This window comes from Flavobacterium sp. YO12, assembly GCF_004119495.1.
Classification (GTDB): domain Bacteria; phylum Bacteroidota; class Bacteroidia; order Flavobacteriales; family Flavobacteriaceae; genus Flavobacterium.
Map to the genome: position 1 here is coordinate 1 of NZ_NRQU01000019.1, position 23,292 is coordinate 23,292.

The window sequence follows — 23,292 nt, forward strand, 5'->3', positions numbered from 1 at the left end:
ATAATATAGTATTTAGATATAGTTTCTTATTTTTAATTAAAAATTAAAGCTATGGAAATTAATTGGGTTGTAATGGCGGTTGTTGCAGTACTAGTAGTTATTTTAGTTGTACTTACAATCAGAAAAAATCAAAAAGAGAAAAAGAAACTAACAGATTTGTTGAATAATGATTTCAAGAAAGCTGTAAAAGATAGAATAGACGCCGATGACGCGGCAAATGAGAAATAAGAAGAAACTATAAATAAAAAGAGTTCTCGAATTAACAACGAGAACTCTTTTTTGCTTTTGTATTGCTGGTTTTATTTATGGCCTAAAGAATATCCATTTCCAGTTAATTTTTTTATAATGTTCATGGCAGTAACGTCTTGGCTCATTTTGTAACCAATAAAATTTCCTCCGTTATTAAATTCTACTTTAAAAACTTTTCCATCGTAAGTATAAATTTCTTGATTTAAAGCTTTGCTGTAACCTTGAACCATTCCAAACTTTCCATACCAAGTTCCAATTACTTTGTAATCTAGATTTGTTACTTCGTATTTTTCAACAGCACCACTGGTAGTTCCATTGTTTGTAATCATTCTGATATAACCGATTTTTTCTTTTTTACTAAAAACATTTCCGTTATCATCAATTGTTAAGGCCAATGCATCTGTTATTGCTTTTTCTGCACTTTGTTGTTTACACCCGTATTTTTCGCCTAAACCAGTTGGTTCGCCATTTAAAAAAGTGTTTACTTGTTCTAATTGAATTCCGTTTTCTGTAATCATACCTTTTGCAAATAAGGTTTGAATAATGCTTCGGTCAACGTTGAAAGGTGAATATTTTGCAAAATCAAGATCGTTTGCTTTCTTCTCTTCATTAGCAATTTCAATATAAGCTTTTCCAGGTGCAGGATTTTCACAGACTCTCATGTATGCTGTAATTGTATTTGTTCCGTCCAGATTTGAAATTTCATATTGGCGAAGTACTTTAGCTGACATTTTAGCAATAGGTTTACCATCTAGTAAAACTTCACCTTTTTTAACTTTGAACTCTTGTGCAAAAGAGCTTGCGCCAGCTAGAGTAAGTAATGCAATCAGAATGCTTTTTTTCATGGGGTTTTGTGTTGGTTTAAAGTTGATTGTGTTTAAAATAAATCATAAAAAAAAACCGTATTTCAATTAAGTAATACAGTTTTTGTGGAGAATATCGGATTCGAACCGATCACCTCTACGCTGCCAGCGTAGCGCTCTAGCCAAATGAGCTAATCCCCCAAAGTCATAGCAAATAAAGTCAATTAATTTTCAATAAACAAATTTAGAAAAGGATCTGAGTAAAAATAGTTGTCAAAACCGTAACTTTACATTTAAAACTATTTTTATGAGTTTAGAAACAACAAAAGGATCGCTTTCGACTTCTTTTCAAGATACAATTGCAACGGTGCAATTTGGGCATCCTGCAAGTAATTCTTTTCCGCGAGAATTATTAAATAAACTTACATTAGAAATTAATTCATTGAGCCGAAACGATGCAGTTTCCCTTATTGTTTTGAAGAGCGAAGGCGAAAAAGCTTTTTGTTCCGGCGCTTCGTTTGATGAACTTCTGCAGGTAGAAAATGAAGAACAAGGAACAGAATTTTTTTCTGGTTTTGCACATTTGCTAAATGCTATGCGCAGCTGCAGCAAGCTTATAATTGGGCGAGTTCAAGGAAAAGCAGTTGGAGGCGGAGTAGGAATAATTGCGGCGTGCGATTATGTTTTTGCAACTCCTCAAAGTGATATCAAATTATCTGAACTTGCAATTGGTATTGGTCCGTTTGTAATTGAGCCGGCTGTGTCTCGAAAAATCGGAAAAACTGCGATGACAAACATGACATTAGCCGCACATGAATGGAAATCGGCAGATTGGGCTTTTGAAAAAGGGTTATATTCTGTTTTGATTGATTCAGAAAATCTGGATAAAGAAGTAGAAAATTTTGCTCAAAAATTAAGTTCATACAATCCAGAAGCATTGCACGAAATGAAAAAGATCATTTGGGAAAATACTGAAAACTGGGAATCACTGCTTTTTGAACGTGCCGCTATTACAGGTAAATTGGTTCTATCTGATTTTAGCAGAAATGCTTTAATGCAGTTTAAAAAATAGGCATGACATAAGTCATTGATTTTATACAAATAGTAACATAGTTTTGAAAAAGGATTTAAAACCAACTTTTCATCATATAAATTATTGAATATGACTATTATTTCTTTATTCCAAAAGGGTGATGTGGCAGAGAAAATTAAAAACGCTCCAGACAGCGGATATCAAATAGGTGTTGTTATAGGATCGTTTATTCCGTTTGTCGTTTTAGTAGGAATTGCCTATTGGATGTATAACCGTGCTAAAAAAAGAGACGAAAACGGTTATTAATTTGTAAATTTGCAAGCTTAAATTAAAAATCGATGAGTAATATTAGAATTACAAAACAATTTAGTTTCGAAACTGGACATGCATTGTACGGTTACGACGGAAAATGCAAGAACGTTCACGGACACAGTTATAAATTGTCGGTAACTGTTATTGGTTCGCCAATTACAGATCGATCGAATGTGAAATTCGGAATGGTAATTGACTTTTCTGATTTAAAGAAAATTGTAAAAGAAGAAATCGTCGATCAATTTGATCATGCGACTGTATTTAATCAAACAACGCCGCATATCGAATTAGCAAATGAATTGAAAAATCGCGGACATCACGTAATATTGGTTGATTATCAGCCAACAAGCGAAAATATGGTAGTTGATTTTGCTGATAGAATTATCGCAAGACTGCCAAAAGGAATTTCGCTTTTCTCTCTTAAACTTCAAGAAACGGAATCGTCGTTTGCAGAGTGGTATGCAAGTGATAACATTTAATATTCAAAAAAAGAAATTCCAAACTCTTCGACTTCGCTCAGAGAGACAAAAGTCTAAAATTCTAAGAAGTCCAGTAATCTAAAAATCTAAATGAAAAAAGTATATTTTGCTTCAGATCAGCATTTTGGTGCGCCGACTCCTGAATTGAGTCTACCGCGCGAAAAGAAATTTGTGGCTTGGTTAGATGAGGTTAAAGAAGATGCCGAGGCGATTTTTTTACTTGGTGATTTATTTGATTTTTGGTTTGAATATAAAACAGTTGTACCAAAAGGTTTTGTTCGAATTTTAGGAAAATTGGCTGAAATTCGCGACAGCGGTATTCCAATTTACTTTTTTGTTGGAAATCATGATCTTTGGATGAATGATTATTTTGAAACCGAATTGAATATTCCGGTTTATCATGATAACAAAGAATTTACTTTTAACGGGAAAACTTTCCTGATTGGTCATGGTGACGGAAAAGGTCCTGGCGATAAAGGTTATAAAAGAATGAAAAAGGTGTTTACTAACCCGTTTTCAAAATGGCTTTTTCGATGGCTTCATCCTGATGTCGGCGTGAGTTTAGCGCAGTATTTATCGGTTAAAAATAAACTGATTTCTGGTGACGAAGATGTAAAATTTCTTGGTGAAGAAAACGAATGGCTCGTGTTGTACGCCAAGCGCAAACTCGAAACCAAACATTATAATTACTTTATTTTTGGACATCGCCATTTACCAATGATTATTCCTGTTGGCGAAGATTCTAATTATGTAAATCTAGGCGATTGGATTGGTTATTTTACCTATGGCGTTTTTGACGGTGAGAATTTTGAACTTAAAAAATTCGAGAAATAAGTAAGTCAAAAGTCGAAAGTTGCAGGTCGCAAAGTTGAGGCTTAGTGGCTAAAACCAAAAGCTAAAAAATGTCTTATTTTGTACTTGTTGGATAAATCCCAATTTTGTGCGTTCTCAAAATATATTCTGAAAGTTGCTTGCTGTTAGAAAGTTGAAATTTAATTGCTCCTGATGCTTTTTTCGGCATATGACATTCCACACAATTAGCAGCCAGTAATTTTTCAGGCATCGTTTTTAAAGTCGTTTCATTGTGTTTTAAACCTTGATGACAACTCATACAAATTTTAGAATATGATGCCATATTCTTAGAAGCATTTTCATGCGGATTATGGCAAGTTATACAATCCATTTTGTCACTTTTTATAAAACACTTACTTTGCGCCATTAAGCGAAATTGGTTTCCGTGAACATCAAATTTCGCGGTATCAGTTACGCTTCTTGTTTCTCTATAAAAATCAGAAAGATTATCACCCGGTTTGAAGTCAAAGCGAGATTTCATTTTCATTCCGTCATTTCCAGCGTGGCAAAGCGCACAGGCATCTAATTTTTGTTGTCTGTTAAGCGTTTTAAAACTAGTAATGCTATTTGCAACTTTGATATTTGGGTTTTTTAGATGAAAATCAACATGCTTTTTCGCTGGCCCGTGACAGCGTTCACAATCAATTCCGTAAACAATCGTTTTTTTATCAATAATATCTTCAACCTCCATCGATAAAAAGTTTTTATCTGTAGAATTCTGATTAACATTTCTGCTGCTGATGTTTGAACTATGACAAGAATAACAGTCTTTTACGACCATACGGTCAAAATAAGGTTTATCGGCTGGAAATCCTGGACTTGTCGCCCAATTGTTTATTGATCTATAATAAGAAACGGGTAATTCGTAGGTATTGCGATCTCGCCAATATACTGAAGTTTGTGCATGTTTAATTCCAAAAACAATCTCAAAACGATGCGCTTCAACCTCTTTTCCGTTTTTATATAGAACTTGATACAAGCTGTCGTTGCGTTTTTCCATGACAATTTTGGTGTTTTTATCATAGATAAAAGTGTGATTTGCCTTGTCAAAATCACCTAAAATATTTGCCGGAATTGCGGGAGCAGTTGCTTTAAAGTGAGCGCTTTTTACTGCCATGTCATATTGAGTCTGGTGACATTGAATACAGCTTTCAGAGCCTGCATAATCAGTGCCTCGCGGATCAATATACTCTTCAGAAGCGTCTTTGCAGTTTGTAAAAAAGAGTGCTAGAATAGTAAAGGCAATAAGAATGCTTATTTTTTTCATTGCCGTAAATATACTTTTTTTTGAATAAAATCAAAATATATTTCAATAATGAAAAAATGTTGTTAAAATATTTAGAATGTTTCTTAGTTTAATCCAGGACCATAAACATATTCGTCTAATTCGATTTTAAACAAAGAGCCTTCAACTAAATCTTTAATTGATTTTAGTTCTGTCATTGAAACCGCTAAATCTATTGACGAACAAGGAGTTTTTAGTAAAAATTTATGACAAGAATATTTTAACTCACAAGCTTCGCAACAAGCGTTCTCGATAATGCTGTCTTCGATTAAATCGCAAAACATATTCAATTCTGAAACTGTAAAATAGAAGCCTGTTTCTTTAAAAACCAACTGTACTTTGTCAAGAATTGTCTGGCTGTTTTGTTTCCAGTAAAAGGCTATGCCGAAGCTGTTGTGATATATTTGTTGTATTTCTCTCATTGTAAATCCTTTTATTCCAGCAAATATAAATATTATTTATATTAATTCTAAATAAAAAAATCATAAAAATTTGAAAAATGTTTTACCATATAAGTACTATAAGTTCGTAGTAAAGGCTTTCTTGTTTTTGCTGGATGCAAAAATAAAAAGACCTCCAATAAAATGGAGGTCTCTAAAATTAAGATCCATTTTTTAAATGAACTTATATATAATTTATATGGTTTAAAAATTAATTACTCCAATTTGTGATGTTCTTCCATATCTTTATGAAGATCTAAATCTCTAAAAGTTGGAGATATAAAACCAAAACCTAAAACGGTCAAAAGTGTAACGCTTCCGCCAAACACAACAGATGTTACTGCTCCCATTAATTTGGCAGTTGCACCACTCTCAAACGCACCTAATTCATTAGAAGAGCCAACAAAAATCGAATTTACAGCACCAACACGTCCACGCATATGATCAGGAGTTTTAAGCTGTAAAATGGTCTGGCGAATTACTACCGAAATTCCATCAGCAAGTCCGCTCAAGAATAAAGCAAAAACAGAAAGCCAGAATGACGTAGAAAGTCCAAATAAAATAATCGACAATCCAAAAACAAATATGGCTACTAAAAGTTTTTTTCCGGCATTTTTGTATAAAGGGATATACGCCGAAACAATCATCGTAATAAAAGCACCCACGGCAGGCGCGGCTCTTAATATACCAAAACCTTCAGAACCCACTTTTAAAATATCTTGTGCAAAAACAGGTAACAATGCTACTGCACCTCCAAAAAGTACCGCAATCATATCAAGTGACAAAGCACCTAAAACAATTTGGTTTTTAAATACAAAAGTCAAACCTTCTGTAAGACTGTCTTTTATGGATTCTCCGATCTTCGGATTTATGATTGGTTTTTTACTAATTTGTGATAAGGCAATTAAGGAAAGAATTGAGAATCCGAAAACGAGACACATTGACCAGTGAACACCAATCCAGTTAATTGAAAATCCTGCAAGTGCCGGTCCCATAACCGCACCAATCTGCCAAACCGAACTGCTCCAAGTAGCGGCATTTGGATATGCTTTTTTAGGGATAATAAGTGATAGTAGTGAGAAAATAGTAGGGCCAAGAAAAGCACGAACTAATCCGCCAAGAAATACTAAAAAGTAAATGGAGTATAAGATAGACTCTGTCGACCAACCGCTGACAATTTTTGGCCAAGTGAGTAAAAATAATCCAAAACTAATTACTGAAAATCCTAGAATACATTTTACCAATAATCCTTTCTTTTCTCTTTGATCAACAATATGTCCTGCAAACAATGCCATTGAAACCGCTGGAATCACTTCCATTAAACCTATAATTCCTAACGAAAGCGGATTTTTAGTTAAACTGTAAACCTCCCATTCAATAACAATAAACTGCATCGACCAAGCAAAAACCATCGCAAAGCGCAATAGTAAAAATATATTAAACTCTCTATAGCGAAGCGCTTGATACGGATCTGGTTTTGTTGATTTAGTTGTCATTTGTTCTGATGTCTTTCAGCATAAGCTGTGTTGATATGGTTCCGTTCCATTCGTTTTCAGCTAAAGAATAAGCCAGCTGAAACAGATTCTGATTTTGCGCTATACTTAATTTTTTTCCGAGTCCAAAGCCAATTGCTGCAATTCCATCTGAATTAGATTGTTTTACAAAAAGCCTTAGATGTTCTTCCTCAGAACCTAAAGTTTTGGCGTAACCAGTATCTTTTATATTTTTTGTCATGAAAACCGGCGTCATGTTCTGCGGGCCAAAAGGTTCAAATTGTTTAAGAATACGGATGAGTTTTGGAGTAATATCAGAGAAATTAATTTCAGCATCAATTTCGATTTCAGGAGTTTGCATTTCAGGTAGGATAGTTGAGGAAACCTGTTTTTCGAAAGCGTCTTTAAAAATCTGATAATTTTCAGCTTTTAAAGTCATTCCCGCCGCGTACATATGACCTCCAAATTGTTCCAAATGTTCTGCGCAGGCATCTAATGCATTATAAACATCAAATCCTTTTACAGATCGGGCAGAAGCCGCATATTTATCGCCGCTTTTGGTAAAAACTAAAGTTGGTCGATAATAGGTTTCAATTAATCGAGAAGCAACAATTCCAATAACGCCTTTGTGCCAGTCTTCTTGAAAAACAACGGTAGAAAAACGTTCTTCCTCATTGTTTTCTGTAATTTGCAGAAAAGCTTCTTTTGTGATTTTTTTATCGAGATCTTTTCGATCAGCATTATATTGTTCAATTTCAGATGCAAACTGCTGTGCTTGTTCAAAATCAAATTCGGTCAATAACTCAACCGCATGATTTCCGTGTTTGATTCTTCCAGCTGCGTTTATTCTTGGTGAAATAATAAAAACAACATCGGTAATGTCTAAAACTGTCTTCTTAACCTGATGAACCAAAGCTTTAATTCCAGGTCTTGGTTCGCTGTTAATTACTTTTAAACCGAAATAAGCTAAAACACGATTTTCTCCTGTAATAGGAACAATATCTGCAGCAATTGCAGTTGCAACCAAATCTAAATATGGAACTAAATCCTCAATCGTTTCATTTCGGTTTTGGCCTAAAGCCTGAATCAATTTAAAACCAACTCCACAGCCGCATAACTCATCATACGGATAAGAGCAGTCTTCTCTTTTTGGATCAAGAATCGCAACCGCGTCTGGAAGAAATTCACCAGGTCTGTGGTGATCACAAACAATAAAATCGATGTTTTTTGCTTTTGCGTAAGCGATATGATCTATAGATTTTATGCCGCAATCGAGTGCAATAATCAATGAAAAGCCATTATCGTCAGCAAAGTCAATTCCTTTAAAAGAGATTCCGTAACCTTCATCATAACGATCCGGAATATAAGTTGCAATATTTGAATAGTATGATTTTAAATACGAAGAAACCAAAGAAACCGCCGTTGTTCCGTCAACATCATAATCGCCAAAAACTAAAATGTTTTCCTGATTTTCAATTGCCAATTCTATTCTTGCAACCGCTTTCTCCATATCTTTCATCAGATAAGGATCGTGAAGATGTTCTAAAGAGGGACGAAAGAAATTTTTAGCATCTTCAAAAGTTTCAATGCCGCGCTGAATCAAAAGCGTTGCAACAAAATCTTCTACATTTAAGGCTTGCGCCAAATGTTTGATTTTATCCTCAGAAGGTTTTGGTTTTAAAGTCCAACGCATTTTCATTGTAGATTTTAGATCTTAGATTTTAGATTGAAGAAATCGAAAATCGTTTAATCTGGATAGGTAATTTTTTTTGCCACTCACGATAGCTATCGGGATAGAGGACTTAAAAGTTTTTTTAATCTGTGTTAATCAGTGAAATCTGTGGCAGAATATTTTGTGTTATTTCGCTTCTAAAGCATTTCCTTCAAACTTAATTCCGTCCCAGCCTAAGTTGATGAAATTTCTAATATTTTGGTGATTTGTTCCGTTTGGATCTCCTAAAACTTCTTCAAAATAGAAAGCGCCAAAACAAGCCAAAGTTTCTTCTTTGCTTAAGTTTTGCAGTTTTGCAAACGAAAATAATTTACAAGAACCAGAATTTTCTCCGGCAGTGTTATGCTGTGTTCCGTTTTGAAAAGCAGTTGGAGTAAAGCTGTAATTTTCTTCGATTACGGCAATAGTTTCAGGAAATGTGATTTGTGTTGGAGTTTGTTTTACTTTTTCTAAAAAGGCTTGAATGCTCATGATTTGTATTGTTTATCTGCTTTGCAGTTTAGGTTTTTGCCACAGATTAAAATGATTAGAATGATTTTTATTGTTTTTTCGCCACGAATTGCACTAATTTACACTAATTTAATTCGTGCTAATTCGTGGCGACTTAATTTTTAATCTGTGTTAATCTTTTTAATCTGTGGCTTAAATAAATTATTCTTCATCCTTAGAAAACTTACTTTTCTTAGGTTCTTTTGTTATTGTTTTTCCTGCAACCACAACTACGATTTCGCCGCGTGGAGCTGTTTTTTCAAAATGTGCTAAAACTTCTTTCGCTGTTCCGCGTACATTTTCTTCGTGCAATTTTGATAATTCTCTTGAAACGCAAACTTGTCTGTCTTCTCCAAAATATTGAATAAATTCACTTAAGGTTTTAACGAGTTTATGTGGAGAAACGTATAAAATCATTGTTCTGGTTTCTTCGGCTAAAGCCAAAAATCGAGTCTGACGTCCTTTTTTATCAGGAAGAAAACCTTCGAAAACAAACTTGTCATTTGGAAGTCCGCTGTTTACAAGAGCTGGAACAAAAGCCGTTGCGCCCGGAAGACATTCTACTTCAATTTTATTTTCGACACAAGCGCGTGTTAACAAAAATCCAGGATCTGAAATTGCCGGAGTTCCTGCATCAGAAATTAAAGCTATAGTTTCGCCGGCTTTTAAACGGGCAATTAAATTTTCGGTGGTTTTGTGTTCGTTGTGCATATGATGGCTGTGCATGTGCGTGCCAATTTCAAAATGCTTCAACAATTTTCCGCTCGTTCTCGTGTCTTCTGCCAAAATCAAATCGACTTCTTTCAAAACTCTAATAGCTCTGAAAGTCATGTCTTCAAGATTGCCAATTGGCGTTGGAACGATATATAATTTTGACATAGTTGTTTTTAATATTTAAACACAGATTACACGAATTAACACGAATAACTAAAGTGTTGAAATTTAACGAATATAAATTAGTGTAAATCTGTGGAATTCGGGTTTATGCGAATTTCTTCTCGATAATTCCAAGGAAACGTTCTGCATAATCATCTTTTCCGTCCCAATTGTTGTAATCAGGTTTTACCATATCGTCAATAAATTCTTTAGCTTCTGCATAAGAATCAAATGTTAAAAGCTGATTTAGAACACGACTGTAATCTTCAGAACTGTTTCCGAAAAGGTTTTTTGTAAATGCAATTCGATCATTCAAATCAACATGGAAACCTTTTGCCAGTTTTTCGTTTAATGTAACAGTTTTAGGTTCTGCTGGAGTTTCTAAAATGGCTGTTTCCGTATTTTTTTTCTCTTTAGATTCTGTAGTAGTTGTGTTTGCAGAAACATTCTCAAAACTATCAACTTTCACAAATTGAGCATCAGCATAGTTTACGCCTAAAAGCTCTTCTAAAGTCATATGAACTGCTTGAGGTTTTGTCTCTGTTTCGATTTTTGGCTCTTCTTTGATTTCTGCAACTATTTCTTCCGTTTCTAATTCGAAAGCAGGTATGAAATCAGGAATTGGCTTTAAATCGCTGATAGTAGTAAACGAAAGTTCGTCAGCGGCTTCGATATCTTTTTTGGCTTCAAAAATAGGCTCTTCAATTTCTTCCGCTTCAGGTTCTTCATTGATTTCTGCAACAGTTTCAGGAATAGTCTCAACTTCAGTTTCTAAAATGATTTCCTCAGAGATTTCCGCAATAATTTCAGGTACAGTCTCTTCTATAACCTCTTCGGTTTTTGTTTCTTCCGCAATTACGGTTTCAGTTACAGTTTCTTCAACTGCAATTGGTTCTTTGGCTTTAGCTTCTGTAGGAATAATCTCTTCTTTTTCAAAAATAGTTTCGATTTCAGAAGTAATTTCACTGTGGTTTATTGTAGGTTTTAGGCTGTCGAAATTTTCATCAACAAATTTTAACACCGCTAGTTTCTCATATAATTTCTGAGTTTCAAGATATAATTGATTGATATCGGATTTGTTTTTAAGTTTTAAAATTCGATGTGCAATGCTGATTAAGTCGGCTTCCAATTTTTTTTTCATAACTGTTGAAATTATAGTGAATAGGGTAATTTATTATGTTTTGTATCTGAATGTCTTTATTCTGGGAGAAAATCAACGAATTAATTTTTTATTTCTGTTAATAAGCGATTGCGAATCTCCGTTTTGATAAAAATTTTCTACTTTTGAAAAACCGAAAAACAGCAGTTTTTTGCGTCAATTTATTACCAGTACAAAGTAATAAAAACTATTCATTTTTAAAGGTAGAAAAATACAAAATGTTTCTCGAAAATACAGTAAATCACAAAGAACAATTTGGTTGGATTGAAGTTATTTGTGGATCAATGTTTTCGGGTAAGACCGAGGAGTTAATCCGCAGATTAAAACGCGCCCAATTTGCCAAACAAAGAGTCGAAATTTTTAAACCCGCAATCGATACTCGCTATCATGACGAAATGGTGGTGTCTCACGATGCCAACGAAATCCGTTCTACGCCAGTTCCTGCCGCTGCCAATATCTTAATTTTAGCACAAGGCTGCGATGTTATTGGTATTGACGAAGCTCAGTTTTTTGATGATGAAATTATTACGGTTTGTAATGATCTTGCCAATCAGGGAATTCGTGTAATTGTTGCAGGACTTGATATGGATTTTAAAGGAAATCCTTTTGGACCAATGCCGGGGCTTATGGCAACTGCAGAATATGTTACCAAAGTTCATGCGGTTTGTACGAGAACAGGAAATCTTGCCAATTATAGTTTTCGTAAAACAGATAATGATAAGTTAGTAATGCTTGGGGAAACAGAAGAATATGAGCCATTAAGTCGTGCAGCTTATTTTAACGCTATGAAAAAGAGTCAAGAAAAATAGATTTAAAATTCATTTAAGCCTGATAAACCATGCAAGAAAAGCAAAGTAAAAGAAAACAGAATATCATACTATTAGTTATAATTGGAATTGCGATAGCTCTGGCTGTTTATTTTCAATTTTTTCTTTCTGAAAAGGCAGATGAAGTAAATACAGAAATAACAACATTAGTTGAAAAATACAACAAAAACTGTCCGCTGAAAATTCAAGAAGGGATTCGTCTCGACAGCGTAAGTTTGCCTGAAGAGAGAGTTGTTCAGTATAATTTGACACTGTTGAATGTAGAAAAAGTAACTGCTGAAGTCGATGTAATACAAGTAGAAATGGAAAAAAGTCTTTTAAGTACCGCGAAAGCAAATACGGGACTGCAGGTTTTTAGAGATAATGATTATACTTTGATTTACAGCTACAGCGATAAAAAGAAGACGTTTTTATTTAATGTGAAGATATTGCCAGATCAATATAAATAAATTAACGTTCTCTAAGACGTTGTTAAAACGTTTGTCACCCTGAGCGAAGTCGAAGGCTCGATTAATGAAAAAAGGTTTCTCCCGAAGCCTCGGGATCGCTCCGCCTGACAAACTTAATCTTTAGATTGTAAAAATACTTATAAAACAAAACCCGACAAGTGTTAAACCTGTCGGGTTTTGTTTTTTTATACTTTCGTTTTTTAAACTGGATTAAAATCCGGCCCTACAAAATAATTCGTTCCTTCGGAACTAAGAAAGAGCCAAAGGCTGGATCCATATTGTAGAGCTGGACTTCAGTCCAGTTTAATAGTATGAATAAGAAAGGAAAAACAAAACCCGACAGTTTTTTAAACTATCGGGTTTGTTTTTTTAAATGAACTTATATTTCTTATATGGTTTAACAAAAAAAATCTAAATCTTCTTTCTCATTCTTGCCACTGGAATATCTAATTGTTCGCGGTATTTTGCAATTGTTCTTCTTGCAATTGGATATCCTTTTTCTTTTAAGATTTCTGCCAATTGATCGTCCGGAAGTGGTTTCTTTTTGTCTTCTTCTTCAATTGTATTCTTAAGAATCTTTTTGATTTCTAAAGTTGAAACATCTTCTCCTTGGTCATTTTTCATCGCTTCAGAGAAGAATTCTTTAATCAGTTTTGTTCCGTAAGGTGTTTCAACATATTTACTGTTGGCAACACGTGAAATTGTCGAAATATCCAAACCAACCATATCGGCAATGTCTTTTAAGATCATTGGTTTAAGCTTGGTTTCGTCGCCATCAAGGAAATATTCTTCCTGATAATGCATAATCGCATTCATCGTTACAAAAAGTGTTTCCTGACGTTGTCTGATTGCATCGATAAACCATTTTGCCGAATCCAGTTTTTGTTTGATAAACTGAACCGCATCTTTTTGTGCCGACGATTTATCACGAGAATCTTTGTACGTCTGCATCATTTCCTGATAATCTTTAGAAACGTGCAGGGAAGGAGCATTTCTTCCGTTTAAGGTTAATTCTAATTCGCCGTCCACAATTCTGATCGCGAAATCAGGAACTACGTTTTCAGTGACTTTATTATTTCCTGTAAAAGATCCGCCCGGTTTTGGGTTTAATCTTTCGATTTCGTGAATCGCTTTTTTAAGCTGTTCGTTCGAAACACTGTATTTCTGTAAAAGTTTATCGTAATGTTTCTTCGTAAAAGCATCAAACTGATTTTCGATAATATCAATCGCCAAATCAACATATTCGGTTGGTGTTTTATGCTTTAATTGCAGTAATAAACATTCTTGCAAGTCACGCGCTCCAACTCCCGAAGGTTCAAGTTCGTGAATTACAGTCAACATTTTTTCGACCATTGCTTCATCAGTATAAATTCCCTGAGTAAAAGCCATGTCGTCTACAATATCTGGAACGCTTCTGCGGATGTAACCCATATCATCAATACTTCCAACAAGGAATTCGGCGATTTCGCGTTCTTCATCATTCAAAATAAAAGTATTCAACTGATTGATTAAATCCTGATGAAAGCTAATTGGTGAAGCAAAAGGCGTTTCGCGTTCTTCATCGTCACTGTAATTATTCACCTGAGTTTTGTAATCAGGCGTATCGTCGTCGCTTAGATATTCGTCAATGTTAATGTCGTCTGCTTCGATTCTGTCTGATTCTGCATCATCATAATCGTCGTAGTCTTCATTAGCAAATTCATCCGCTTCGTATTCATCTTCTTTTCCAGCTTCAAGAGCTGGATTTTCGTTCATTTCTTCTAATAAACGCTGTTCAAAAGCTTGCGTAGGCAATTGAATTAACTTCATCAGCTGAATTTGCTGTGGAGATAATTTTTGGGATAATTTTAAATTTAAAAATTGCTTTAGCATTTATACTGTTTAATCGTTTATTTGTTTAATCGTTAATTCGTTTAATCGTTAATTCGTTTCTTCGTGAAAATCGGTTAACCGAATGAACGATTAACCGATTAAACTTTTTTAGAATTCTGCGCTACCAGGAGTTCTTGGGAAAGGAATTACGTCTCTAATGTTTGTCATTCCTGTTACAAACAATACCAAACGTTCAAATCCTAAACCGAAACCTGCGTGAGTTGCTGATCCAAATCTTCTGGTGTCTAGATACCAGTATAATTCTTCTTCGTCGATTTCTAAAGCTTTCATTTTTTCGATTAAAACGTCGTAACGCTCTTCTCTTTCAGAACCACCTACGATTTCTCCAATTCCAGGGAAAAGGATATCCATTGCGCGAACGGTTTCTCTTCCTGGTTCAGTGTTGTCGTTCAAACGCATATAAAACGCTTTAATGTTTGCTGGATAATCAAATAAAATTACCGGACATTTAAAGTGTTTTTCAACTAAATAACGCTCGTGTTCTGATTGTAAATCAGCGCCCCATTCGTTAATGATATATTGGAATTTCTTCTTTTTATTTGGCGTTGAATCTCTTAAAATATCAATTGCTTCCGTATAAGAAACACGTTTGAAGTTATTCTCTAAAACAAAGTTCAGTTTCTCTAACAAAGCCATTTCGCTTCTTTCAGCCTGTGGTTTTGATTTTTCTTCTTCAAGAAGTCTTCCTTCTAAGAATTTCAAATCATCTCCACAATTGTCTAAAGCATATTTAATTACATACTGAATAAAATCTTCAGCCAAATCCATGTTGTCATCAAGGTTGTTGAAAGCAACTTCCGGCTCAATCATCCAGAATTCTGCTAAGTGACGAGAAGTGTTTGAGTTCTCAGCTCTAAACGTTGGTCCAAAAGTATAAATCTGACCCAAAGCCATTGCAAAAGTTTCACCTTCTAACTGTCCAGAAACCGTTAAGTTGGTATGTTTTCCGAAGAAATCTTTTTTGAAATCAATGTTTCCTTCTTCGTTTTTTGGAAGATTATCCAAAGGCAATGAAGTTACCTGAAACATTTCTCCAGCACCTTCAGCATCTGCTCCAGTGATAATTGGCGTGTTTACATACACAAAACCTTTTTCCTGAAAATATTTGTGAACTGCAAATGACAATACTGAACGCACACGCATAATCGCACCAAAAGCATTTGTGCGTACACGCAAGTGAGCGTTTTCACGTAAAAACTCTAAAGAGTGTTTTTTAGGCTGCATTGGGAATTTCTCCGCATCAGAATCTCCAAGGATTTCAAGTTTGTTCACCTGAATTTCATATTTCTGACCTGCACCTTTACTTTCAACCAAAGTTCCAATTACAGAAACCGCAGCTCCAGTCGTGATTCTTTTTAAAGTTTCTTCAGGTGTATTTTCAAAATCAACAACACATTGTATATTATTAATGGTAGAACCGTCATTTAGCGCGATGAACTGATTATTTCTAAAAGTTCTCACCCATCCTTTTGCATTCACTTCCTGTAGCGTCGTCGTACTGTTTAATAAGTCTTTAACCTTTGTGTGTTTCATTTTATATAATATTGATATTAAATTATTTGTTTTTCAACAACTGCAAATATAAACGATAATAATTAATTTTTGAAGCTGTTTCCTGCTATCCGCTGTATCTTTATGTTTTTAAAGAAAAAACATAAAGGATGCCGCTTCTATCAGGGCTAGGGCACTCGGTTTCAGGATAGGTAATTCTTTTTATGAATTTATATTTATCCTCATTATTGTCATTTCGACGAAGGAGAAATCTTCGTAAGAAACTCGACAAAGTTTGGAATTGCAGTGCGGAGCTACTTGCGAAGATTTCTCCTTCGTCGAAATGACAAACTGTGTGTCAACCTTTGATAAAGGTTTTTTATTTTTAATTCGTGTTAATTCGTGAAATTTGTGAAATTTGTGGCAAAAAAAATTTTCTTATCCAAATTCTCCAATTCCTCTTTCTTAGTTTTCTTCTTCTCAAAAGTCAAAACCAACGAAGGTAAAACCACCAAATTCGCAAACATTGCAAAAGCCAAAGTACATGAAATTAATCCTCCAAGTGCAATAGTTCCGCTAAAGCTTGATAAAGTAAAAGTTGCAAAACCTAAAATCAAAACTACTGATGTGTAAAAAGTACTAATTCCAGTTTCTCTTAAAGCACTGAAAACTGATTTCTTTACCTTTCCGCCGCTTTGAAGCAGATCATGTTTGTATTTTGCCATAAACTGAATCGCATTATCGACCGAAATTCCAAATGCAATACTGAACACTAAAATTGTTGACGGTTTTAACGGAATTCCGAAATAACCCATCAATCCAGATGTAATGCAAAGCGGTAAAATATTTGTGATTACAGATGCCATTACCATTTTAAATGATCTGAACAAATATAACATCAATATGGCGATAACTGCGATTGCAAAAATCAGTGATTCGATTAAATTATCTACTAAATACGACGTTCCTTTTTGGAAAACCAATGCTTTTCCGGTAACAGTTACTTCATAACGGTCTTTTGGAAAAATTTCATCTATTTTAGTATGAAGTTTTTTCTCCACTTTTGCCATTTCATCCGTACCAATATCTTTCATGAAAGTGGTGATTCGGGCATATTGTCCAGTCGAATCAACGTAAGCTTTCATTAGATTTTCTTTGCTGTTTTTAGTTGCGTTTTTAGCGTAACTTAAAATAAAAGCCTGTTCTTGCGAAGTTGGTAATTGATAATATTCTGGATTTCCGTTGTAGAAAGCCTGTTTCGAATATTTAACTAAATTTACAATTGAAACTGGTTTAGCTAATTCTGGAATCTCTGCAATTGTAGTTTGCAATTCATCCATTTTGCGAATGGTTGATGCTTTCATAACACCTTTTTTCTTTTTGGTGTCAATCATAATTTCCAAAGGCATTACTCCGTTGAATTCTTTTTCGTAGAATAAAATATCTTTAAAGAAAGAAGCGCTTTTTGGCATTTCGCCTATCAAACTTCCCGAAACTTTCATTTGCGAAACTCCAATTACACTGAAAACTAAAAGTAAACCGTAAACAATATATACTATTTTACGTTTTGTTTTAACTAGATTTTCAACAACATTTAAAAGTGTCGAAATATATGTTTTAGTTAAATGATATAAGTGTTTTTCTTTTGGCAATGGCATAAAACTGTATATAATCGGCACAATAAAAAGTGTCAATAAATACACAGAAATTACGTTGATTGAAGTTACCAGACCAAATTCAAAAAGCAAATCATTTCCTGTAATCATAAAGGTTGCGAAACCAATTGCTGTTGTTAAATTCGTCATTAAAGTCGAAACTCCAATTTTTGAAATTACACGCTGCAATGCTTTTGCCTGATTATTATGTAATTTGATTTCCTGCTGGTATTTGTTGATCAGGAAAATACAGTTTGTAATACCAATTACGATAATTAACGGTGGAATAATGGCTGTTAAAATCGTGATTTTATAACCAAATAATCCCAGCGTTCCAAAAGACCAGATTACGCCAACAATTAAAATACAAATTGAAATGAATGTTGCTCTGAACGAACGGAAAAAGAAAAAGAATATTAAAGAAACAGTAAGTAAAGCTGCACCGATAAAAAGACCAATTTCACCTTTCATATTGTCCGCATTGATCGTTCTGATATAAGGCATTCCAGAAACGCGAAGATCAATTCCGGTAGTTTTCTCAAATTTATCGATTTTCGGAACTAAATTTTCTAGGATAAAAGTCTTTCTTTCAGCAGTATTTACTAATGCTTTATTGATATAAATTGCAGAACGAACACTACCGCTTTCTTTATTGAATAAAAGACCTTCGTAAAAAGGTAAATTATGAAATAAATCGTATTGAACTGTTTTTAAATAAGCTGGATCTAAAGCTTTACTTTGATCAATAAACGGTGATAAAACAAATTTTTCGTTAACGGTATCTTTTTCAAGTTTCTTTAAATCATTTAATGAAACTACTAAATCAACTTCCTTAGATTTTTTTAAACCCGTCATAAGCTCATTCCAAGCCGCATAATTTTTTGGAGTAAAAAATTTAGGATCTTTAAAACCAATTACCACAAGATTTCCTTCTTCACCAAACTTGTCTAGAAATTTTTGATAATCTTTATTTGCAATATGGTCTTTCGGAAGCAGATTTGCTTCGGTATAAGTCATTGAAAGATTCTTCCATTGCAAAGCAAGGAAAATGGTTAAAGCAGAAAGTACAATTAGAATTGTTATTCTGTTTTTAAGTATAATTCGGGCCAGTTTCTCCCAAAATCCAACTTGGATAGTGTTTTTCATAAATTCTTTAAAAATGGATGCAAATGTAGTGAAAAGTGCTCAAAATCATAAACAATAGATTGTATTTTACTTAATGTTAACACAAATATTCATATCGTTTTTTGTGATAAATTTCTTTCTTTTCACTGTTTAATCATCAGCTTTTCTCATATTTGCAATTAATTTAAAAGGAAAAGAAAATGAGTTGGATTTTATTAATTATAGCAGGACTTTTTGAAGTTGGCTTCGCATCATGTCTTGGAAAAGCAAAAGAAACAGCAGGAATGGTGTCTACTTACTGGATGATTGGTTTTTTTGTATGCCTTTCGATCAGTATGATTTTATTATATAAAGCGACACAGGTACTGCCAATTGGAACGGCTTATGCGGTTTGGACAGGGATTGGAGCTGTTGGAACTGTTCTGGTTGGAATTTTAATTTTTAAGGAACCAGCTACTTTTTGGAGAATATTTTTCCTTTCAACATTAATTGCCTCAATTATTGGGTTGAAATTCGTTTCTAGTCATTAAAAAAAATAAGCCACAGATTACAGTGATTCTCACAGATTTTTTTAAGTATAGAAAAAAAATCATTTTAATCGTTTTAATCAGTGGCATAAAAACAAATTAACCAATGCAAGAAAACAATACCACAACATTTATTTTTTTAGCGATTCTTTTACTTCTCATCATCATAATTTGTTTTATGATTTACCAATTAATGCAGGCGAAGAAGGCAAAAGACGATGCCGAAAGGAGTTTTTATGCGCTTGAAGTTAAGGTGAATGATTTACAGTTAGAAACATTAGAGTCCAAACTCAATCCGCATTTGTTTAAGAATATTCTAAATTCAATTCAGTCACACGCTTATCAAACCTATTTTGCTTTAGATAAACTGGCGAATGTTTTGGACTATATTTTATACGAAAGCAAAAAGAAATTTGTTACCGCAAAAGAAGAAATTGATTTTGCATTGAATTTAATCGAAATCAATAAAATCAAGATTAGTCCGCTTTTCGAATTGAAGATAAAAACCAACATTAATAAGGAAGATAAATTGTACGATCAGCCTTTGCTGGCGCCTTTAATTTCGATTGACTTAATTGAAAATGCCTTTAAACATGCTGATTTGCAAAGTGCAGATGCTTTTATATCAGTTGTTTTTGAGTTTCGTGATAATGCTTTTTTTATGACGGTTTCAAATAAAATCTCAGATAAAAAAGTACTTAAAAAAGAACGAAGCGGTTTTGGTCATGCTACTTTGGAACATCGTTTACGAATTATCTATAAAAATAATTTCAAACTGGACAGGTTTGTAGAAAACGATATTTATATTGCTCATCTAAAAATTGATCTCCTTGAATACAAAACTGAAATGCTTGCTGCTGGACGATGAGCTTCCCGGATTAACGTACTTAAAAATGCTTTGTGAACAAATTCATGAAGTCGAAATTGTAAAAACGTATAATAATCCTGAGAAACTTTTATCAGATATTCCGAATCTCGATTTTGATCTGTTAATATCAGATATTGAAATGCCGGGGATGGATGGACTTCATTTAGCGGAAATGCTCAGTGATAAAATGGTTATTTTCTGCACGGCTTACAAAGAGTATGCAGCCGACGCTTTTAATATTGATGCGATAGATTATATTACAAAACCTGTAAAATTAGAACGTCTGCAAAAAGCAATTACAAAAGCTGTAGAACATTTCGAAAAGCCTGATGCAGCTAAAAAGTTTATTCAGCTCAATACAGATAAAGGCAAAACACTGCTTTACTTTAATCAAATTCAATATATAAAAACGGCTTCAAGCGATAGTCGTGATAAAACGGTTTTGCTTACAGATGGAAGTTTCTTGAACTTGAAGAATGTTAAATTCGCTACACTTTTAGAGGAGCTGCCTGATGCCGATTTTTGCCGCGCAAATAAAAAAGAAATTGTGGCTGTAAAAGCCATAAAATTCTTTAATCATAATGAAATTGTATTGCATCATACGGATGAAAACAACAAAAATGGCACTATAATTTTAAGTGAAACGTATCGTTCTGATTTTTTGAAAAAAGTAAAACTATAGCCACTTGTAATAAATTGTTTTCTGTAATCCTGAGCATATTCTAAGCCCGATGAAGAGTGTTAAGCCTTCGACTTCGCTCAGGATGACAATCATTTTTATAACTTATTACAAAGTTTTTCCCACTTGTTACATACATTGAAAATTAGGTGTAGTTTTCCTTTTTCACTTAAACCTCAGTTATGATATTTGCTGCAATAAATCAAAAGAACGAGTTATGAATAACATTAAAAACTCTTTATTTTACGTTACAATTATCGGCGGTTTTACAGCGCTGATATATTGGGTAATTTCAAAAGGCGCAGCGCTAGAAGTGGGGCGTAATATCGTTAAGAAAAAGATCGAAAGTAATCATTGGAATGATTTCCTACATTCAATGGTCGAAAACTTGCAGCATCCGTTAGCTATATTATTAGCACAGATCGTTACTATTATTTTAGTAGCACGTTTGTTTGGGTGGGTTTTTAGAAAAATAGGACAGCCATCTGTAATTGGCGAAATGATTGCGGGTATTGTTTTAGGACCGTCACTGGTTGGAATGTATTTTCCAGAGTTTTCGGCAGCTTTATTTCCAAAAGAATCCTTAGGTAATTTACAATTTTTAAGCCAGATTGGTTTAATCCTTTTTATGTTTGTTATAGGTATGGAACTGGATTTAAAGGTTCTAAAAAATAAAGCACATGACGCCGTTGTTATCAGTCACGCAAGTATTGTAATTCCGTTCGCCTTAGGATTAAGTTTAGCCTATTATATTTACCATACGTTTGCGCCAGTTGGTGTTGAGTTCTCTTCTTTTGGACTTTTTATGGGAATTGCCATGAGTATTACTGCGTTTCCAGTTCTAGCTAGAATTGTACAGGAACGCGGAATGCAGAAAACAAAACTAGGAACCATTGCCATAACCTGTGCTGCGGCCGATGATATTACGGCTTGGTGTATTTTGGCAGTTGTAATTGCGATTGTAAAAGCGGGTTCTTTTACCAGTGCTTTATATGTTATTGGACTGGCCATTTTGTACGTAATTATAATGTTGAAAATTGTTCGCCCGTTCCTAAAACGTGTTGGAGATTTAAATTCAACAAGAGAAAGTTTAAATAAACCTGTTGTTGCTATTTTCTTTATTACCCTTCTTATTTCTGCGTATGCAGCAGAGTTAATTGGTATTCATGCTTTATTTGGTGCTTTTTTAGCAGGAGCTATTATGCCAGAAAATAACAAGTTCAGAAATATATTTATCGAAAAAGTTGAAGACGTTTCTATAATTGTATTATTGCCATTATTCTTCGTGTTTACAGGTTTACGTACTCAAATTGGGTTGTTGAACGATCCTGCTTTATGGAAAATTACAGGATTGATTATCGCTGTTGCCGTTGCAGGTAAATTCTTTGGAAGTGCATTGGCTGCAAAGTTCGTAGGACAAAACTGGAAAGATAGTTTAGCTATTGGAGCCTTAATGAATACTCGTGGTTTAATGGAATTGGTCGTGTTAAACATTGGTTACGATCTTGGAGTTTTATCTACAGAGATTTTTACTATGATGGTAATTATGGCTTTAGTAACGACTTTTATGACTGGTCCAGCTTTAGATTTTATCGGATTTATATTTAAAGATAAAGAAACAGTCGTGCCGCAGGAAATAGGAAATAAAAGCAAATACAAGATTTTATTGTCGTTTGCAACTCCTGAAAGAGGTAAGAAACTGTTGAAGATCGCAAATAGTTTGGTTAAAAAACAAGGCGACAATTCGATCGTAACAGCAATGCATTTATCGTTGAGTACAGAAATACATTCGTTTGATATAAAAGATCATGAACGTAAAATGTTGGTGCCTGTTGTTGAAGAATCTCAGCGTTTGAATCAGAACATGGTAAGTGTTTTTAAAGTTACCAATGATATTGATGCCGAAATTATTGATTCAGCAAACCAAGGGGAATATGATTTATTGCTAGTTGGTTTAGGACAATCTATTTTTGAAGGTACATTGCTGGGAAAAATACTTGGGTTTACCACCAGAATAGTAAATCCAGATCGTTTAATAGATAAGTTTACAGGAAAAGAAGGATTGTTCGAAAATTCTCCTTTTGATGAAAGAACGCGTCATATTATTGCCAAAACTAAAATGCCGGTTGGTATACTTATCGATAAAGATTTAGAAGAAGTCAATCAGATTTTTATGCCTGTTTTTAGTAAAGAAGATGCTTTTTTAATTGAATATGCTAAGAAATTAATCAATAATAATGGTTCACAGATTACAGTTTTGGATGCCAGCGGTGATGTAAAAAATACTCGCGAGATTCAAGAAACAATTCGATCTATTGAACAAATTGCCCCAAATCATATTATGATTATGCATGACAGAACAATTAAAAAAGAGTTTATTGAAAGCCAGAATTTAATGATTATTAGTTTAGACAGCTGGAAAAAACTAATAGAATCTCAAAGTACTTGGCTGAATAACACGCCTTCAGTTTTGATTTTGAAGCCATAAATTTTTTAGAAATTACAATTTAGAAATCCCAAACTCCAATTTTACGATTGGAGTTTGGGTTTTTTTCTGTTTTGTCATTTCGACTGAA

The 23,292-nt window shown here is 34.0% G+C and carries 22 protein-coding genes and 1 tRNA gene; 11 read left to right on the forward strand and 12 right to left on the reverse strand.

Annotated features, from left to right (window positions below; translation table 11 throughout):
• The first annotated feature begins 51 nt into the window (after positions 1-51).
• Positions 52-228, forward strand: coding sequence for a hypothetical protein (locus BOW55_RS20805; RefSeq protein ID WP_164973663.1), 177 nt, complete (start codon positions 52-54; stop codon positions 226-228).
• Positions 229-299: 71 nt separating this feature from the next.
• Here the strand turns inward: BOW55_RS20805 and BOW55_RS08265 are convergent, their stop codons facing one another.
• Together BOW55_RS08265 and BOW55_RS08270 are read right to left on the reverse strand one after the other, a co-directional pair.
• A complete protein-coding gene (locus BOW55_RS08265) occupies positions 300-1,094 on the reverse strand; it encodes a hypothetical protein (protein WP_129023739.1) in 795 nt (264 codons plus the stop codon).
• An 85-nt stretch (positions 1,095-1,179) separates the two neighbouring features.
• Positions 1,180-1,253 (reverse strand) — tRNA-Ala (locus BOW55_RS08270).
• 106 nt (positions 1,254-1,359) lie between these two features.
• Between BOW55_RS08270 and BOW55_RS08275 the strand changes: the two genes are divergently transcribed.
• From BOW55_RS08275 to BOW55_RS08285, 4 genes are all read left to right on the forward strand, one after another.
• Positions 1,360-2,124 (forward strand): enoyl-CoA hydratase/isomerase family protein, encoded by a 765-nt coding sequence (locus BOW55_RS08275; protein WP_129023740.1) that lies wholly within the window; start codon positions 1,360-1,362, stop codon positions 2,122-2,124.
• 90 nt (positions 2,125-2,214) lie between these two features.
• Entirely contained in the window at positions 2,215-2,391 is a 177-nt protein-coding gene (locus BOW55_RS20810) for a hypothetical protein (protein ID WP_164975016.1), read from the forward strand.
• 32 nt (positions 2,392-2,423) lie between these two features.
• Positions 2,424-2,876 (forward strand): 6-carboxytetrahydropterin synthase, encoded by a 453-nt coding sequence (locus BOW55_RS08280; RefSeq protein ID WP_089054343.1) that lies wholly within the window; start codon positions 2,424-2,426, stop codon positions 2,874-2,876.
• Between the two features lie 90 nt (positions 2,877-2,966).
• Entirely contained in the window at positions 2,967-3,710 is a 744-nt protein-coding gene (locus BOW55_RS08285; RefSeq protein ID WP_129023741.1) for a UDP-2,3-diacylglucosamine diphosphatase, read from the forward strand.
• A 73-nt stretch (positions 3,711-3,783) separates the two neighbouring features.
• Here the strand turns inward: BOW55_RS08285 and BOW55_RS08290 are convergent, their stop codons facing one another.
• From BOW55_RS08290 to BOW55_RS08320, 7 genes are all read right to left on the reverse strand, one after another.
• A complete protein-coding gene (locus BOW55_RS08290) occupies positions 3,784-4,995 on the reverse strand; it encodes a cytochrome c3 family protein (RefSeq protein ID WP_129023742.1) in 1,212 nt (403 codons plus the stop codon).
• Between the two features lie 83 nt (positions 4,996-5,078).
• Complete coding sequence (locus tag BOW55_RS08295) at positions 5,079-5,435, reverse strand: hypothetical protein (RefSeq protein WP_089054340.1); 357 nt, start codon at positions 5,433-5,435, stop codon at positions 5,079-5,081.
• Between the two features lie 233 nt (positions 5,436-5,668).
• A complete protein-coding gene (locus tag BOW55_RS08300; RefSeq protein ID WP_129023743.1) occupies positions 5,669-6,949 on the reverse strand; it encodes an MFS transporter in 1,281 nt (426 codons plus the stop codon).
• Positions 6,939-8,639: a single-stranded-DNA-specific exonuclease RecJ gene (gene recJ, locus BOW55_RS08305; RefSeq protein ID WP_129023744.1), complete on the reverse strand. Its 1,701-nt coding sequence runs from the start codon at positions 8,637-8,639 to the stop codon at positions 6,939-6,941. The genes BOW55_RS08300 and recJ overlap by 11 nt, the downstream gene beginning before the upstream one ends.
• Positions 8,640-8,804: 165 nt before the next feature.
• On the reverse strand, positions 8,805-9,149 hold the full coding sequence (locus tag BOW55_RS08310) for a HopJ type III effector protein (protein WP_129023745.1): 345 nt from the start codon (positions 9,147-9,149) through the stop codon (positions 8,805-8,807).
• Positions 9,150-9,329: 180 nt separating this feature from the next.
• The gene (rsmI, locus tag BOW55_RS08315) at positions 9,330-10,046 is read right to left on the reverse strand and encodes a 16S rRNA (cytidine(1402)-2'-O)-methyltransferase (RefSeq protein ID WP_129023746.1); all 717 of its coding nucleotides are present in this window, start codon (positions 10,044-10,046) and stop codon (positions 9,330-9,332) included.
• A gap of 103 nt (positions 10,047-10,149) precedes the next feature.
• Positions 10,150-11,184 (reverse strand): hypothetical protein, encoded by a 1,035-nt coding sequence (locus tag BOW55_RS08320; RefSeq protein WP_129023747.1) that lies wholly within the window; start codon positions 11,182-11,184, stop codon positions 10,150-10,152.
• A gap of 236 nt (positions 11,185-11,420) precedes the next feature.
• Between BOW55_RS08320 and BOW55_RS08325 the strand changes: the two genes are divergently transcribed.
• Complete coding sequence (locus BOW55_RS08325; protein ID WP_089054374.1) at positions 11,421-12,011, forward strand: thymidine kinase; 591 nt, start codon at positions 11,421-11,423, stop codon at positions 12,009-12,011.
• Between the two features lie 29 nt (positions 12,012-12,040).
• Entirely contained in the window at positions 12,041-12,478 is a 438-nt protein-coding gene (locus BOW55_RS08330; protein WP_129023748.1) for a hypothetical protein, read from the forward strand.
• A 411-nt stretch (positions 12,479-12,889) separates the two neighbouring features.
• Here BOW55_RS08330 and rpoN read toward each other — a convergent pair whose 3' ends face one another.
• The 3 genes from rpoN to BOW55_RS08345 all read right to left on the reverse strand — a co-directional run bounded on the left by rpoN (position 12,890) and on the right by BOW55_RS08345 (position 18,663).
• Positions 12,890-14,350, reverse strand: a complete 1,461-nt coding sequence (gene rpoN / locus BOW55_RS08335; RefSeq protein WP_089054333.1) for an RNA polymerase factor sigma-54 — start codon at positions 14,348-14,350, stop codon at positions 12,890-12,892.
• A gap of 108 nt (positions 14,351-14,458) precedes the next feature.
• Positions 14,459-15,904 (reverse strand): asparagine--tRNA ligase, encoded by a 1,446-nt coding sequence (gene asnS, locus BOW55_RS08340; RefSeq protein ID WP_129023749.1) that lies wholly within the window; start codon positions 15,902-15,904, stop codon positions 14,459-14,461.
• A 353-nt stretch (positions 15,905-16,257) separates the two neighbouring features.
• The gene (locus BOW55_RS08345) at positions 16,258-18,663 is read right to left on the reverse strand and encodes an RND family transporter (RefSeq protein WP_129023750.1); all 2,406 of its coding nucleotides are present in this window, start codon (positions 18,661-18,663) and stop codon (positions 16,258-16,260) included.
• A gap of 179 nt (positions 18,664-18,842) precedes the next feature.
• Between BOW55_RS08345 and BOW55_RS08350 the strand changes: the two genes are divergently transcribed.
• From BOW55_RS08350 to BOW55_RS08365, 4 genes are all read left to right on the forward strand, one after another.
• A complete protein-coding gene (locus tag BOW55_RS08350) occupies positions 18,843-19,172 on the forward strand; it encodes a multidrug efflux SMR transporter (protein WP_089054330.1) in 330 nt (109 codons plus the stop codon).
• Between the two features lie 103 nt (positions 19,173-19,275).
• Positions 19,276-20,037: a sensor histidine kinase gene (locus BOW55_RS08355; RefSeq protein ID WP_089058414.1), complete on the forward strand. Its 762-nt coding sequence runs from the start codon at positions 19,276-19,278 to the stop codon at positions 20,035-20,037.
• Positions 20,000-20,719 (forward strand): LytTR family DNA-binding domain-containing protein, encoded by a 720-nt coding sequence (locus BOW55_RS08360; RefSeq protein ID WP_129023751.1) that lies wholly within the window; start codon positions 20,000-20,002, stop codon positions 20,717-20,719. The genes BOW55_RS08355 and BOW55_RS08360 overlap by 38 nt, the downstream gene beginning before the upstream one ends.
• A gap of 214 nt (positions 20,720-20,933) precedes the next feature.
• Positions 20,934-23,204 (forward strand): cation:proton antiporter, encoded by a 2,271-nt coding sequence (locus BOW55_RS08365; RefSeq protein ID WP_129023752.1) that lies wholly within the window; start codon positions 20,934-20,936, stop codon positions 23,202-23,204.
• Positions 23,205-23,292: the final 88 nt, after the last annotated feature.